General features: G+C 35.8%; 15 protein-coding genes and 1 pseudogene. 10 read left to right on the forward strand and 6 right to left on the reverse strand.

All coding sequences use genetic code 11. The annotated features are described in order from the left end of the window. Positions 1 to 3: 3 nt before the first annotated feature. Together MNO09_RS07140 and MNO09_RS07145 are read right to left on the reverse strand one after the other, a co-directional pair. Positions 4 to 198 carry a YwbE family protein gene (locus MNO09_RS07140; RefSeq protein ID WP_001014310.1) on the reverse strand — a complete coding sequence of 65 codons (195 nt, stop codon included), beginning with the start codon at positions 196 to 198 and terminating at the stop codon, positions 4 to 6. Continuing rightward, positions 199 to 372, reverse strand: a complete 174-nt coding sequence (locus tag MNO09_RS07145; RefSeq protein ID WP_001293585.1) for a hypothetical protein — start codon at positions 370 to 372, stop codon at positions 199 to 201. Positions 373 to 541: 169 nt separating this feature from the next. Here MNO09_RS07145 and MNO09_RS07150 point away from each other — a divergent pair, with 169 nt between their 5' ends. From MNO09_RS07150 to MNO09_RS07180, 7 genes and pseudogenes are all read left to right on the forward strand, one after another. Next, a complete protein-coding gene (locus tag MNO09_RS07150; protein WP_000018045.1) occupies positions 542 to 1,234 on the forward strand; it encodes a response regulator transcription factor in 693 nt (230 codons plus the stop codon). A 1-nt stretch (position 1,235) separates the two neighbouring features. Next, entirely contained in the window at positions 1,236 to 2,171 is a 936-nt protein-coding gene (locus MNO09_RS07155; protein ID WP_000247695.1) for a HAMP domain-containing histidine kinase, read from the forward strand. 125 nt (positions 2,172 to 2,296) lie between these two features. After that, entirely contained in the window at positions 2,297 to 3,220 is a 924-nt protein-coding gene (locus MNO09_RS07160) for an ABC transporter ATP-binding protein (RefSeq protein ID WP_000221080.1), read from the forward strand. Next, positions 3,213 to 3,374 (forward strand): hypothetical protein, encoded by a 162-nt coding sequence (locus MNO09_RS07165; RefSeq protein ID WP_165690484.1) that lies wholly within the window; start codon positions 3,213 to 3,215, stop codon positions 3,372 to 3,374. Before MNO09_RS07160 ends, MNO09_RS07165 begins: the two co-directional genes overlap by 8 nt. A 34-nt stretch (positions 3,375 to 3,408) precedes the next feature. Further along, complete coding sequence (locus tag MNO09_RS07170; RefSeq protein ID WP_000945222.1) at positions 3,409 to 4,113, forward strand: ABC transporter permease; 705 nt, start codon at positions 3,409 to 3,411, stop codon at positions 4,111 to 4,113. 34 nt (positions 4,114 to 4,147) lie between these two features. After that, positions 4,148 to 5,021: pseudogene (locus MNO09_RS07175) on the forward strand (DUF4097 family beta strand repeat-containing protein). Between the two features lie 24 nt (positions 5,022 to 5,045). Next, positions 5,046 to 5,741 carry an ABC transporter permease gene (locus MNO09_RS07180; RefSeq protein WP_000945190.1) on the forward strand — a complete coding sequence of 232 codons (696 nt, stop codon included), beginning with the start codon at positions 5,046 to 5,048 and terminating at the stop codon, positions 5,739 to 5,741. 60 nt (positions 5,742 to 5,801) lie between these two features. Here the strand turns inward: MNO09_RS07180 and MNO09_RS07185 are convergent, their stop codons facing one another. From MNO09_RS07185 to fpuA, 4 genes are all read right to left on the reverse strand, one after another. Then, entirely contained in the window at positions 5,802 to 6,134 is a 333-nt protein-coding gene (locus MNO09_RS07185; protein WP_088107391.1) for a YfjL-like protein, read from the reverse strand. 134 nt (positions 6,135 to 6,268) lie between these two features. Beyond that, a complete protein-coding gene (locus MNO09_RS07190; RefSeq protein WP_000284969.1) occupies positions 6,269 to 6,772 on the reverse strand; it encodes a DinB family protein in 504 nt (167 codons plus the stop codon). A 113-nt stretch (positions 6,773 to 6,885) separates the two neighbouring features. Continuing rightward, a complete protein-coding gene (fhuB, locus tag MNO09_RS07195; protein ID WP_001087097.1) occupies positions 6,886 to 8,922 on the reverse strand; it encodes a Fe(3+)-hydroxamate ABC transporter permease FhuB in 2,037 nt (678 codons plus the stop codon). Between the two features lie 7 nt (positions 8,923 to 8,929). Continuing rightward, entirely contained in the window at positions 8,930 to 9,904 is a 975-nt protein-coding gene (gene fpuA / locus MNO09_RS07200; RefSeq protein ID WP_000821936.1) for a petrobactin ABC transporter substrate-binding protein FpuA, read from the reverse strand. Positions 9,905 to 10,352: 448 nt separating this feature from the next. Here fpuA and MNO09_RS07205 point away from each other — a divergent pair, with 448 nt between their 5' ends. The 3 genes from MNO09_RS07205 (at position 10,353) to fadR (ending at position 13,769) form a co-directional block, all read left to right on the forward strand. After that, entirely contained in the window at positions 10,353 to 11,201 is an 849-nt protein-coding gene (locus MNO09_RS07205) for a BclA C-terminal domain-containing protein (RefSeq protein ID WP_241950103.1), read from the forward strand. 188 nt (positions 11,202 to 11,389) lie between these two features. Then, positions 11,390 to 13,075, forward strand: a complete 1,686-nt coding sequence (locus MNO09_RS07210) for a long-chain-fatty-acid--CoA ligase (protein WP_117616430.1) — start codon at positions 11,390 to 11,392, stop codon at positions 13,073 to 13,075. Positions 13,076 to 13,181: 106 nt separating this feature from the next. Further along, positions 13,182 to 13,769, forward strand: a complete 588-nt coding sequence (gene fadR / locus MNO09_RS07215; protein WP_000742213.1) for a fatty acid metabolism transcriptional regulator FadR — start codon at positions 13,182 to 13,184, stop codon at positions 13,767 to 13,769. The last annotated feature ends 7 nt before the right edge of the window (positions 13,770 to 13,776 follow it).

Genomic DNA, 13,776 nt, shown 5'->3' on the forward strand with positions numbered 1-13,776 from the left:
TTCTTATTGAACGATATTTTGTACTCTACCGACTTGCCCGTCCTGCAATCGCACCTTAATGCCATGCGGATGAGAAGGGGAGTTAGTTAAAATATCTTTTACAATTCCACGTGTTAATTTACCGGTGCGTTGATCTTGTTTTAATACAATATCAACTTCAAGACCGGGTGCGATATTAGAGCGTTTTTGTCCGTTCATTTATACACCTGTACGTCTACGTTGGTTGTTTGTTTTCTTTGTTTGTTGGTTTTGTAATTTTTTCGTTTCTTGGCTTTGATTTGTATTATTTGAACCATTTCCATTTCCTTGCTTTTTCTTTGCAAGTTGTTCACGCATTAAATCAGCTAAGCTTACTTTTTTGTTTTCTGACATGATAAGTCTCCTTTATATAAAGTTAATTATGAACAATAGTAGTGAATTTTATCATATCATTGTTAAGGAAGGAAGGGAAGTTGGTTTGAAAATTCATATAATTCTTTCCAGTATTCATTGGTTACGATACAATTGAAATGTTAATGTTTGTGAAAAAGGGGATAGACATATGTCACATCATATTTTATTAGTTGAAGATGATATCTCAATTCAAGAGATGGTGGAAAAGTATTTAATAAAAGAAAGTTTTCAAGTTACAATCGCGTCTGACGGAGAAGAAGGGGTGCAAGCATTTTTTAAATCATCCTTTGATTTAGTTATCCTCGACATTATGATGCCAAAGCTAGATGGCTTAGAGGTTGTGCGAATCATTCGGGAAAAAAGTGCAGTTCCGATTTTAATGATGTCGGCAAAAGATACAGATGTTGATAAAGCTGTTGGATTAGGACTGGGAGCAGATGATTACATTTGTAAGCCATTTTCTATGATTGAATTGGCTGCACGTGTAAAAGCGGGTATTCGGAGGTCTACGAAATATTCGACTACAGAAACAACAGAAAAGATGATTCAAATTGGTGATTTAACAATTAATCCAATTAATTTTACGGTTGAAAAAAACGGGAAGCCCCTCAAACTTACTTTAAAAGAATTTGAGATTTTAAAGCTATTCGTAAAGAATCAAAATCGTGTATTTACGAAAGCGCAAATATATACGTTAGTTTGGAACGAAGAGTATTACGGTGATGATAACGTTATTAATGTTCATATGAGAAGGTTGCGCGAGAAAATTGAAAGTGATCCATCTAATCCAGAATATATTAAAACGTTATGGGGCATCGGTTATAAGCTGGAAGTGATGTAATATGGTCAATTTATTAATGGCTCTTATTTTTATATTGTTATGTGTCATTTATATACAATATAAAATGAGAAAAAATAGTAGCAAAAATTTACGATACACATATGAAAAGTTAGAGAGCATTGTAAATGGACAAACAGGCGAGAAGTTACTCGTTATGACAGATGATCTAGAATTGCAAAAATTATTAGTGGCAATTAATCAACTATTAGATGCAAAACAGAAAACGAATGCGGATCATGCAAAAGTAGAAATTTCGATGAGAAAAATGCTTTCAAATATTTCACATGATTTAAAGACACCACTAACAGTTATTCTTGGATATACAGAAATGTTAAATAAGGATAAAACGATAAATAAAGAAGAACAGCAAACATTACTTGAAAAGGTGCATGTAAAAACACTAGAAGTAATGGAACTGATTCATAAGTTTTTTGATTTGGCAAAACTAGAGTCTGGTGACAAGGCAATCGAGATGACAAAAGTAAATATGAATGAAGTTTGTCGGGAGAAGATTTTGTCTTTTTATGATTTAGTGACGACGAAAGGATTTCAAGTTCATATTGATATACCAGAAAGAAATATATATGCACTTGGAAATGTAGAAGTATTAGGTAGAGTATTAAATAATTTAATATCAAATGCAATTACATATGGAGACGATGGAAAGACACTTGGGATGACATTAAGAGACGATGAAACGAGTGTGTATATAGATGTATGGGATACAGGAAAAGGAATTGATGAATCTCATATTGATAAAGTGTTTGAGCGTATGTACACACTTGAAGATTCAAGAAATAGATTGTATCAAGGAAGCGGTCTAGGATTAACGATTACGAAAAGGCTTGTGGAAGCGATGGACGGAGAAATACATCTTTCTAGTAAGCCGTATGAAAAAACAATTTTTACAGTTGTATTAAAAAAGATGCTGTTTTAGCTTGTAGAGAAGTAAATTCTACAAGCTTTTTTTCAGCGTAAGGAATTTGTAAGGAACGGGTAAGAAAAAAGAGATTTCCGTTGTCTATTATAGAAATATAAAGTAGTGCGAAAGGAGAAAATGACATGACATATATATTAAAAACGAATCAGCTAACGAAAGTGTTTAAAGGGAAAGAAGTTATTTCTAGCGTTAACATGCATGTAAAAAAAGGAGAGATATACGGTTTCTTAGGACCGAATGGTGCAGGTAAAACAACGATTATGAAAATGATCACAAATTTAATAAAACCGACGAGCGGTGATATTGAAATTTTTGGTGAGAAGTTAACGGATACATCTTATGAATTGTTAAAGCGCATGGGGACAATTATCGAATATCCAATCTTTTATGATAAATTAACGGCGAAGGAAAACCTAGAATTACATTGTGAATATATGGGGTATTACGACAAGAGCGCAATTGATCATGCTTTACATTTAGTGAAACTGCACGGTATAGATGATAAAAAAGTAAAAGATTTTTCATTAGGTATGAAGCAACGACTGGGTATTGCAAGAGCAATCATGACAAAGCCAGAATTACTCATTTTAGATGAACCGATTAACGGTTTAGATCCAATTGGTATTAAAGAATTACGAGACTTATTTAAAATGCTCTGCAAAGAATATGGTATTACGTTATTAGTTTCTAGTCATATTTTAGGCGAGATGGAACTAATGGCGGATACAATTGGTGTAATTCAAAATGGAAAACTAATAAAAGAAGTTTCAATGAAGAGTATTAACGGAAAACAAACAGAGTACATTGAAATTACTGTTCCTGATGTGAAGCGTGCAGCTTATATTTTAGAAGATAAACTCGGTATAAAAAATTACAAAATAATGAGTGGAAACATGATTCGTGTGTACGAATTAAAGGTGACGCAGCAAGCTATTTCAAAAGCACTTATTATGAATGATGTGGAAATTGAAAGTATTAATAAGAAACATAGTTCCTTAGAGGAATATTTCTTAAATGTAATGGATGGAGAGGGCATTCATGCTTAATGGATTGTTAGTGAATCTACTAAGTGGATTGATCGTAATGTTCCTAAGTGGGATTTTATATTATAGAAAACCTGAGCGGAAATGGTTATTAATTCTAATAGTAATAGGAATGTTAAGCTTCGTTACTGCTGGAATTAGAATGTTAGCAGCGTAGAGATAGTTATATAAAGAATGGAGGAGTGGTTTGTATGCTTAGATTAATGAAGCTTGAGTGGAAAAAGCATCGATTATCTAGTTACTTTAAAAGTGTAGCAATTTGTATTATAGCAATTTTCGCTGCAGTAAGCCTTATGGCATTGGGAATGAAAGCCGAGGGAGCCGTGCTCTTCTCTGACTTCACACAGAACATGGCTTTAGCAAATATTTTTATTAGAATAACATTCATTATTTTTAGTTCGGTCATTTTATCACGTTTAGTAATTGATGAGTATAAGAACAAAACGATACAACTATCATTTATGTACCCACTGCAAAGGAAAATGTTAATGAGAGCGAAATTAACAATTGTTTTTTGTTTTTGTTTTGTGAGCACGATTATCGCTACTTTTATTATTAGTTTGCTCGTATATTTTGTGAGTCCAATGATGGGACTGATTGAAACACCTGCTACGATAGGCGAAATAATAGCTATCGTTCCAGCTACTATTATAAGTGCATTTATGATATCTGGTATAAGTTTAATTCCTTTATTTTTTGGGATGAGAAAGAAATCAACACCGACAACGATTACTTCGGCAGTAATAATTGGTATGCTGATTAGTGGTAACGTTGGGGCTGAAAGCAATCAAGTAAGTATGTTTGATTTTATAGCTATCCCAATAGTGCTCTGTTTATTAGGGATTTTCATTAGTTATCTATCGTTTCGTAAAATCGACAAGATCGATGTGGCGTGAAGCAAGCCTAAAACAAAAACGAACTGGGGTATGAATGGTGAAAAAAATAATAGTAATTGCAATATTATTAATTACAATTGCTAGTGTGGTTTTTGGTTTTAAGACATTTCAGGGGAAAGATTTTAAGAAAGAAAAGTCTTTTGAGATAAATCATATAAAAGAAATAGAAGTGGACAATGAAAACTGGGATATTGAATTTAAAAGTACAGACGCTAACAAAATAGTGATTTTCGCTCAAGGTCAACGAGCAGATAACAATCTAGATCCCGTCGAAATAGAACATGAAGGAAATAAAGTTGTGATTAAGCAAAAGCAAAGGATGAACAGATTCTTTAATGGTTTTACGTTTAGGAAGAAAAATAGTATATCTATAGCTATTCCGAAGAAAGAAATAGATAAAATTGTATTAAATAATAAAGCGGGTGATGTGAAAATAAGCGATATAGTAGTAAAAAGTATTGTGACAAAAGGCAAGTCTGGAGATGAAATGATTGTAGGACTATCGGCAGATAAGGGGGAGTTCACATTCGAAAGTGGAGATTTAATGTTAAAAGATAGTTCATTACAAGAAGTAAATATAACTTCTACTACTGGTGATAATTATGTGAAAAATATAAAAAAATGAAAATATGAACATCACTTCAACATCTGGGGAAGTATTATTGAAAGATATGACAGAAGGACAATCATTATTTATAGAAACAAAATCAGGCGACATTGGCGTAAGGTATAAAGATGTCCCAGCTTCATTGAAACTTACGGCCAAAAGTAATTCGACTGACATAATGATAGATTTAAAAGGACTTAAGAAAGATAAAAATACAGAAAAGATAAAAGAAGGAACCATCGGTGATGCAAAAAACGAAGTGAAGATTTTAAGTAAAACAGGGGCGATTTATATCGATTAAATTTAAAATGAAAGGAGGACTATTATGCTACGTCTTATGAAGCTAGAATTGAAAAAGTTTAAGCTTGGCTGGTATGTGAAAGGGGCAGTTATTACAAATATCGCTATACTGGCATTAATGATCTTTACGAGCATCGTTGCTCAAGTAGAAGGTGATCCGGAAATAAGGGATCCACAGACAATGTTGTTGATGGCTAGTACATTAGTACGAGCAACATTCATTATTTTTGGTGGTGTACTCATAGCGAAACTAATAATTGATGAATATAAAAACAAAACAATATTACTCATGTTTTCTTATCCCATTAACCGAAAGAAAATGATGGTTAGTAAGTTGGCCATTACAGCAACATTAACATTTATAACAGTTATTGTATCGAACATTTTAGTAGTAGGAATTTTCTTTGGGATAGATAGTTATTTTTCAATTCTTCCTAATTCATTCACAGTAGATCAATTGATTCAAGAAGGGATAAATCTTATTCCTTTAGCCATTGCCACGGCAGGAATAAGCTTAATTCCTCTATATTTCGGAATGCGTAAACGTTCAGTGCCGACTACAATCGTTTCTTCTATTATCGTTGTATTAATCGCAATTAATAACCAGCCCATATTTCCTATAGCGACGTTTCTTCCTCTTCAATTCACATTTGCAGCGATTGGAGCTGCGATTGCATATTACGGAATTAAAAATATAGAGAAGGAAGATATAACAGTATGACAAGAATAAAAAAAGAGTTGGCGTTATACCAACTCTTTTTTGTATATGTATGCTTCGTTACTACTCTGTAAAATTATAGTGTTTGCTTAAATACTCTTGTACTCCTGGAGAAATGTTAAAGTTATTAGGACCTTTATATTCGATAGTAAATTCTCCATCTTCAATTGTTTCAAAGGCGATTGCATAGCTATTCATTTTAGAATCGTAAGAAGTATTTTTGACTTTTGCATCTAGATTAAAGTATTTTGTAATATACTCTTTTGATTCAGCAATTGCTGTTTGTTTTCCCCAAGGGGTACCATAACTTGTGAAATAAGGAGATACACCGATAACGCCAATGATAGAAGTTAATAAGAGAGTTCTTATTGTTATTTTTTTGTTTTTTGTATTCAATTTAGTTCCCTCCAATTAATATGAATTTATCTTAACGTATTTTCTCATAAAATACCATTTAGTAGAAAATAGTTTCACATGAAACAAGTTACAGAAAAAGACAAGATGTGTAAACACCTTGTCCTTTTTTGTTGTTACATTTTAGGAGCTTCCATTCCAGCTGCAGCCCATTCTTCTTTTGCAGGACCATATACGCCAGGGACTGTTAAGCCAGCTTGTCGCATTAAAACCGTCATTTGTCCACGATGGTGATTTTGATGATTAATGAGTGTCATTAAAAATATAAAATTCGGCATAGGACGACCAAAGAAGTCATTAATAGTAGCTAAGTCTTTATCTGTCCATTCGCCTTGAAGAGCTTCAACAAAAGCTACATTCACTTTACGGTATTGATCAGCAATTGTTGTTGCAGAAGGTGGAACAGGATAATCTTTCGTTTCTCCTTCAAACTTAAGCCCTGTGCCAGATAGTATAACAGGAATTGCCGTCACGATATGCCAAGCAACTCTGCCTAACGTCCAGTGTCCAGGTGCAATTTCTTGTGATAAAGATTCATCGGTTAATGCATCGAGCATCTTTTGAGTAGACTCAGCCTCGTATGTCCATGATTGCAAGAAGCCTTCAATAGTTTGGTACATATTTATCCCTCCTAGTTATGTTCATAGGTTACATTCGTGAAAAAAAGATAGTTTCCTTTTAACCTATCAGAACGAATAAAAAAGAGGCTTCTCATATTAAGAAGCCTCTTTTTTTAACCAACCTTCTTCCCATTCTTCCTCATCAACCATAAGAAATAAGGTGCTCCAAGTACAGCAACGACAAGGCCAGAAGGGATTTCTTTCGGGTATGCAATTGTTCGTCCGAGTAAATCAGCAATGGAAAGAAGGATTGCTCCAAATAGTGCGGAGCAAACGAATAATCTTTGATGATTCATACCAACGACGATTCGTGCTAAGTGTGGTGCAACAAGACCTAGAAAGGCAATCGTACCGACAGCTGCGATATTTACAGATGCAAGTAGTGTTGCTAACACAATGAGAGCAAGGCGCGTTTTATTTACTGGTTGCCCGAGTCCCGTTGCTAAATCGTCTCCAAGTACGAGAACATCAAGTTGTTTTATTAAGAAAAAGATAATGAACACAAGAATTAGCGATGGATATAGAATGATATTTTCTAAGTGATTCCATCCTCTTGCATACGTGCTACCTGATAGCCATGTTAAAGCAGCAGCAACGTTCAAATTTGCTCTAACGATAAAGATCTGAATAATCGCTGAGCAAAGAGCTGAAATACCAATTCCTATTAAAGCAAGGGCTGTTGGGCTAAATCCTGATTTCCATGAGAAGAAGAGGACAATTCCAACTGCAAGTAGTCCGCCGATAAATGCACCAATTGGTAGGAAGAAACCAGGAAGTGCGGGAAAGACATACATAATAGTTAAAGCACCAACACCAGCTCCCGATGAAATACCAATAATAGAAGGATCGGCGAGTGGGTTTCGTAATATACCTTGGAAAACAAGCCCGCTTATTGCAAGGCATGCGCCAGCAATAGCAGCAACGAGCATTCTTGGTAAACGAAGGTTCATCATCATATTTTTATCAAATTGTGTTAATTGTCCTGATATAACATTTTTAATACTTTCGATATAAGCGTTACTACCGATTGTAACACCAAGAGCAATCGTCACAATGCAAAGTGTGATAGAGATAATGATTACCTTTTTATAAGAGTAATAGCGAGAACTAGCTCCAGCTGCATTTGCGCCGTTATCATTCATATATTGTTTCGATTTCATCATTCGATACACTAAATAAATAAGCCAAGGTGATCCAATCATTGCCGTGACTGCTCCGACAGGAAGTTCAGCCCCAGTTGGATCTATTAGTCTACCAACGACATCAGCTCCAAGTAATAGTACAGCTCCCCATAAGAAAGAAGAGAGAAGGAGAGTAAAGTGTTGACGGTAGCCAATAAGACGCATTAAATGTGGTGCAACTAAGCCGACAAATCCAATTGGTCCAACAACAGTTACAATTACTGCTGTTAAAAAGATCGCAGCAATGAAGGCGATAAGACGTGTTACTGCTGTTTTTTCACCAAGAGAAACAGCAACATCATCACCAAGTAAGAGAATGTTGAGTTTACGAGACATAAATAGTAAAACTAGGAAAGAAATAATGATAAATGGAAAAGCGAATTGAACGCCATCCCAGTTATTTTGAATAAGAGATCCAGCTCCCCATAAAAATAAACCAGCTGTTTCATTTTCATAGAAAAGCTGCATCGTTCCGGTAAAGGCAGAAAGCATTAATGTAACGACCATACCAGCTAGTGCCATTCTAAGTGGGGTTCCCTTTTTTCCACCAGAAATACGGTATACAAATAAAGCAGTAATAGCACCGCCGATAAATGTGAAAAGAAGTGAGTTAATTTGCAAACCTTTCGGTAAGAAAATTGTAGCTGCTACTAGAAAGAAATATGCACCAGAGTGAATACCCATTGTACTGGATTCAGCAAGTGGATTTTTCGTTAACGTTTGTAAAATGACCCCAGATGCAGCAAGAGCACCGCCAGCTAAAATGGCAATTACAGCTCTAGGTAATCGAAGCATGATTAAAGTTTGATGCTCTAGTGATTGGTTCGGTGAGATAAGAGCATCAATAATCATACTATAGGAAATGTTTGCTTGACCTTGTCCGATATGAATAAAGAAAAGGAGGAGCAAGAGAGCTGCTCCTCCTCCGAATACAAGACTTGCTCGAAGTGTATGTTGTAAGCTATTCATCGTGTAATCACTTCTTCGCTGTCATTACATCTGCTACTTGTGTTGCTAAAGATTTTGCAGACTCAGGACCACCGAAAATCCAAGTGTCGCCTTTTAATTTATACATTCTGTCTTCTTTTTTAAAATTTAATCCTTCCCAAGCAGGGTTACCTTTTAGTTGCGTGTCAAAAATGTTATCATCATCCGCTACAATGTAAATGAAGTTTGAATCTTGTACACTTTGTAATGATTCTACAGTTGTTTGTTTGAAACCATCTGCCTCTGATTTCCCAGCTTCAAAAGTGTTTGTTAAACCTAATTTTTTTGTAACTTGTAAAGCTGTAGAATTATCAGTCAATATACGGAATGTTGGTACGTTTTTGGCTGTAAATGCTTGTACCATTGCGATGTTTTTATCTTTTAAGTCTGCTTTTTCAATTTTTGCTTTTGCATCAGCAAATGCTTTATCCATATCAGCTAATACTTTTTTACCTTCTTCTTCTTTTCCGACTGCTTTTGCAATTTGTTTAAATGTTTCTGTCATTTCAGCAAAGTGATCGTTATTGCTTGTTGATGGATCGAACATAACTGTAGGAGCGATTTGCTCTAATTCGTTTTTAATAGCTTTACTACGGAATGAAGCTGTGATAATTAAATCTGGTTTTAGACGGCTAATTTCTTCTAAGTTTGGTTGTTGACGTGTTCCTACATCGACAACATCTTTACCTGGTTTTGTTGCTGTATTTACCCATTTATTATAATTCTTAATGTCTGCCATCCCTACTGGCTGAACACCAAGCGCTAATAAGTCTTCTGAATATACCCACTCAAGTACAACAATTTTTTTCGCTGGTTTATCTAACTTTGTTTCCCCTTCAGCGTGTTTAATTGTTATAGCTTGTTTCTTATCGTCTGTCTTTGTTTCTTTTTTCTCCTCTTTTTGCTGTCCACATCCAACAGCGAATAGAAGAACTACTATGAAAATACTGAGAATTCTCTTCATCTTCTGCCCCCAAATTAAGTATTTTTTGTAATTAGCGCCATAAGTGAAAATGGTTATCAATTACAACACCAAAATCATACTATGAGGATATTTTAAGTGTCAATATTTTTTTAAAATTTTGACGAAAAACAACAAATTATACGGATTTTTATATATTATAGTCGCTATTTATGAAGAATAAGACTCTTTACTAAAAAAATTGGTGAATATGGGAGAGTTTAAATGGGAACTTGGCTGTGTACGAAAGTGTAATGTATATGGTTAATAATCTGTGGAGATGGGGCGAAAGTACAAGCAAAAGGAGAGCGAATCGCATGTAATAATTACTAGAATGTATGGAATAAATCTGTGTTTATCCACTAGGTAAAGTATTTCTTTGTTATTTAGATAGGTGTTTTCTAATTCGGTGATTGTACTTAAAAGATCGAATGTAAAGGAAGTGATCAACATGTCTTCATGGAGCAATAATATAAATGGATATTGTGGGTGTAATAATCAAAATAGTGTACATGTTGATTCATGCTGTTTTAGTTGTGATGGGACAGTTCCTAAGCTTGGCCCAACAGGTCCGACGGGTCCAACAGGTGACACAGGTTCGACGGGAGCAACGGGCCCAACAGGTGACACAGGTCCAACAGGAGCGACGGGAATAACAGGGGCAACAGGTCCAACAGGAGCGACGGGAATAACAGGGGCAACAGGTCCAACAGGAGCGACGGGAATAACAGGGGCAACAGGTCCAACAGGAGCGACGGGAATAACAGGTTCAACGGGTCCGACGGGAGCAACAGGAATAACAGGAGTAACAGGTTCAACGGGTCCGACGGGAGCAACAGGAATAACAGGAGTAACAGGTCCAACAGGAGACACGGGGGCAACTGGCACAAGTATAACGGCAACATACGCTTTTGCAAATAATACGTCAGGTTCAGCAATATCGGTACTTCTCGGTGGAACAAATGTCCCACTTCCAAACAATCAGAATATCGGTCCGGGAATTACGGTGTCCGGGGGAAATACAGTATTTACGGCTGCAAATGCTGGGAATTATTATATTTCATATACGATTAATATAACGGCTTCATTATTAGTCAGTTCGCGGATTACAATTAATGGTGCACCTCTTGCTGGAACGATCAATTCTCCTGCGTTGGCAACTACATCATTTAGTGCAACAATTATTACGACTCTTGCGGCTGGAAGTGCCATTAGTTTGCAACTATTTGGTTTGTTAGCTGTTGCAACGTTATCAACAACTACACCAGGAGCTGTGTTAACGATAATAAGGTTGAGCTAAATAATAACTCTTTTATTCTTTTAAGATTAGGAGAGTTTATACATATAATAAGAAGTTAATGGAGTGAAGCATAGTTATATAAAAGTCAGAATATTATGATTGTAACGTTATGGCGACTATAATATAATGAAAACAACCATCATGAATGAACATTCATTTATTTTTATGTATTTGAAGGGGGAATGAAGGTGGAAAAACCATGGTTGAAAAGTTATCCAGAAGAAATTCCAAGTACGATTTCTTATGATATTCAGCCGCTTCATGGATATGTGGAACAGGTGGCTTCCCGTTATCCAGAAAAGAAAGCGCTTCACTTTTTAGGGAAGGATATTACATTTTCAGACTTCCACGATAAGGTGAAGAGGTTTGCAAATTATCTTCAAAAGCTCGGTGTGGAAAAGGGTGATCGAGTTGCTATTATGTTGCCGAACTGTCCGCAATCTGTAATTGGTTATTATGGTACATTACTTGCGGGAGGTATCGTAGTACAAACAAATCCACTATATACAGAAAGAGAATTAGAATACCAGCTTCATGACTCGGGAGCAAAAGTAATTCTTTGTCTCGATTTAGTGTTTCCGAGAGTAACGAATGTTCAATCTGCTACAAAAATTGAACATATTATCGTAACTCGGATTGCGGACTTTTTACCCTTCCCTAAAAATTTACTTTATCCATTTGTACAAAAAAAGCAGGAAAATCTTGTTGTGAATGTGTCGGAAAGCGAAACGATTCATCTATGGAAATCAGTAGAACGAGAAAGTAATGTTAATGTTGAAGTGCCTTGTGATCCTGAAAATGATCTAGCTCTTTTACAGTACACAGGAGGAACAACTGGATTTCCGAAAGGCGTTATGTTGACGCATAAAAACCTTGTTTCGAACACTTTAATGGGAGCTCATTGGCTATATAATTGTAAAGAAGGAGAAGAAGTAATTCTTGGTGTCCTTCCGTTCTTTCATGTGTATGGGATGACAGCTGTAATGAATTTAAGTATTATGCAAGGATATAAAATGGTGCTGATTCCGAAGTTTGATATGAAAATGGTTTTTGAAGCGATAAAAAAACATAAAGTCACACTATTTCCAGGGGCACCGACCATTTATATTGCTCTATTAAATAGTCCCCTCTTAAAAGAATATGATATTTCTTCTATTCAAGCTTGTATTAGTGGATCTGCCCCGCTTCCTGTAGAAGTACAGGAAGAGTTTGAGAGAGTTACAGGTGGAAAATTGGTAGAAGGTTATGGATTAACGGAGTCGTCGCCAGTTACACATGGGAATTTTTTGTGGGAAAAACGCGTGCCAGGAAGTATTGGTGTGCCGTGGCCAGATACAGAGGCAAACATTATGTCACTTGAAACTGGAGAGGCTTTACCTCCGGGTGAACTTGGTGAAATTGTTGTAAAGGGACCTCAAATTATGAAAGGGTATTGGAATAAGCCAGAAGAAACAGCAGCTGTATTACAAGACGGATGGCTTCATACAGGTGATGTTGGTTACATGGATGAAGATGGATTTTTCTATGTGAAAGATCGTAAGAAAGATATGATTGTTGCGAGTGGATTTAATGTGTATCCTCGTGAAGTAGAAGAAGTATTATATGAGCATGAAAAAGTGCAAGAAGTGGTGACGATTGGAGTTCCCGATCCGTACAGGGGAGAGACAGTTAAAGCATTTGTTGTGTTAAAAGAAGGTGCGGAGTGTTCTGAGGAAGAATTAAACCAGTTTGCGCGTAAATATTTAGCGGCTTATAAAGTGCCGAAAGTATATGAGTTTAGAGATGAACTGCCGAAAACGACAGTCGGAAAAATTTTACGCCGTGTCCTAATAGATGAAGAGAAAAGAAAAAATGAGGATGAGCAAACGGGCTAAGGCCCTTTCTTTTTGAAAAAATAGGATTGACACTTTTCTAAATAGTCAGTATTATAAGAATATGAATGACTATTCATTCAGTCATCTTCTTGAAGGGGACAGTAAAGTGAAAAAAAATAGACCGAAATACAATCAAATTATTGATGCGGCAGTCATTGTGATTGCGGAGAATGGGTACCACCAAGCGCAAGTTTCTAAAATAGCAAAGCAAGCTGGGGTAGCTGATGGCACGATTTATTTATATTTTAAAAATAAAGAAGATATATTAATATCCTTATTTCAAGAGAAGATGGGAGATTTTGTCGAAACAATTCGTCAAAAAACAGCAGGAATTGAAAGCGCTGTATCGAAGTTATTCATGTTGGTAGAAACGCACTTCTTGCTGTTATCACAAAATGATCCTCTTGCTATCGTTACGCAATTAGAGCTAAGACAGTCCAATCAAGACTTACGCCTGAAAATAAATGAAGTATTAAAAGGCTACTTACAAGTTATGGATGAGATTTTAGAGACAGGTATAAAGCAAGGTGAATTCCAAGCGGATTTAAATGTTCGCGTGGCAAGACAAATGATCTTTGGAACAGTAGATGAAGTTGTGACCAATTGGGTAATGAGCGATCATAAGTATGATCTGGTCGCACTTTCAAAAACGGTACATGGGCTACTTATTGCAGCTTGTGGTTATCGTCAATAATGGGAGG

The sequence above is a fragment of the Bacillus sp. N5-665 genome, assembly GCF_022637375.2.
Taxonomy (GTDB): Bacteria; Bacillota; Bacilli; order Bacillales; family Bacillaceae_G; genus Bacillus_A; species Bacillus_A wiedmannii.

Coding starts and splice junctions, on each gene's coding strand:
- MNO09_RS07140 (WP_001014310.1), bottom strand. CDS start 198: ATGAACGGACAAAAACGCTCTAATATCGCACCCGGTCTTGAAGTTGAT.
- MNO09_RS07145 (WP_001293585.1), bottom strand. CDS start 372: ATGTCAGAAAACAAAAAAGTAAGCTTAGCTGATTTAATGCGTGAACAA.
- MNO09_RS07150 (WP_000018045.1), top strand. CDS start 542: ATGTCACATCATATTTTATTAGTTGAAGATGATATCTCAATTCAAGAG.
- MNO09_RS07155 (WP_000247695.1), top strand. CDS start 1,236: ATGGTCAATTTATTAATGGCTCTTATTTTTATATTGTTATGTGTCATT.
- MNO09_RS07160 (WP_000221080.1), top strand. CDS start 2,297: ATGACATATATATTAAAAACGAATCAGCTAACGAAAGTGTTTAAAGGG.
- MNO09_RS07165 (WP_165690484.1), top strand. CDS start 3,213: ATGCTTAATGGATTGTTAGTGAATCTACTAAGTGGATTGATCGTAATG.
- MNO09_RS07170 (WP_000945222.1), top strand. CDS start 3,409: ATGCTTAGATTAATGAAGCTTGAGTGGAAAAAGCATCGATTATCTAGT.
- MNO09_RS07180 (WP_000945190.1), top strand. CDS start 5,046: ATGCTACGTCTTATGAAGCTAGAATTGAAAAAGTTTAAGCTTGGCTGG.
- MNO09_RS07190 (WP_000284969.1), bottom strand. CDS start 6,772: ATGTACCAAACTATTGAAGGCTTCTTGCAATCATGGACATACGAGGCT.
- fhuB (WP_001087097.1), bottom strand. CDS start 8,922: ATGAATAGCTTACAACATACACTTCGAGCAAGTCTTGTATTCGGAGGA.
- fpuA (WP_000821936.1), bottom strand. CDS start 9,904: ATGAAGAGAATTCTCAGTATTTTCATAGTAGTTCTTCTATTCGCTGTT.
- MNO09_RS07205 (WP_241950103.1), top strand. CDS start 10,353: ATGTCTTCATGGAGCAATAATATAAATGGATATTGTGGGTGTAATAAT.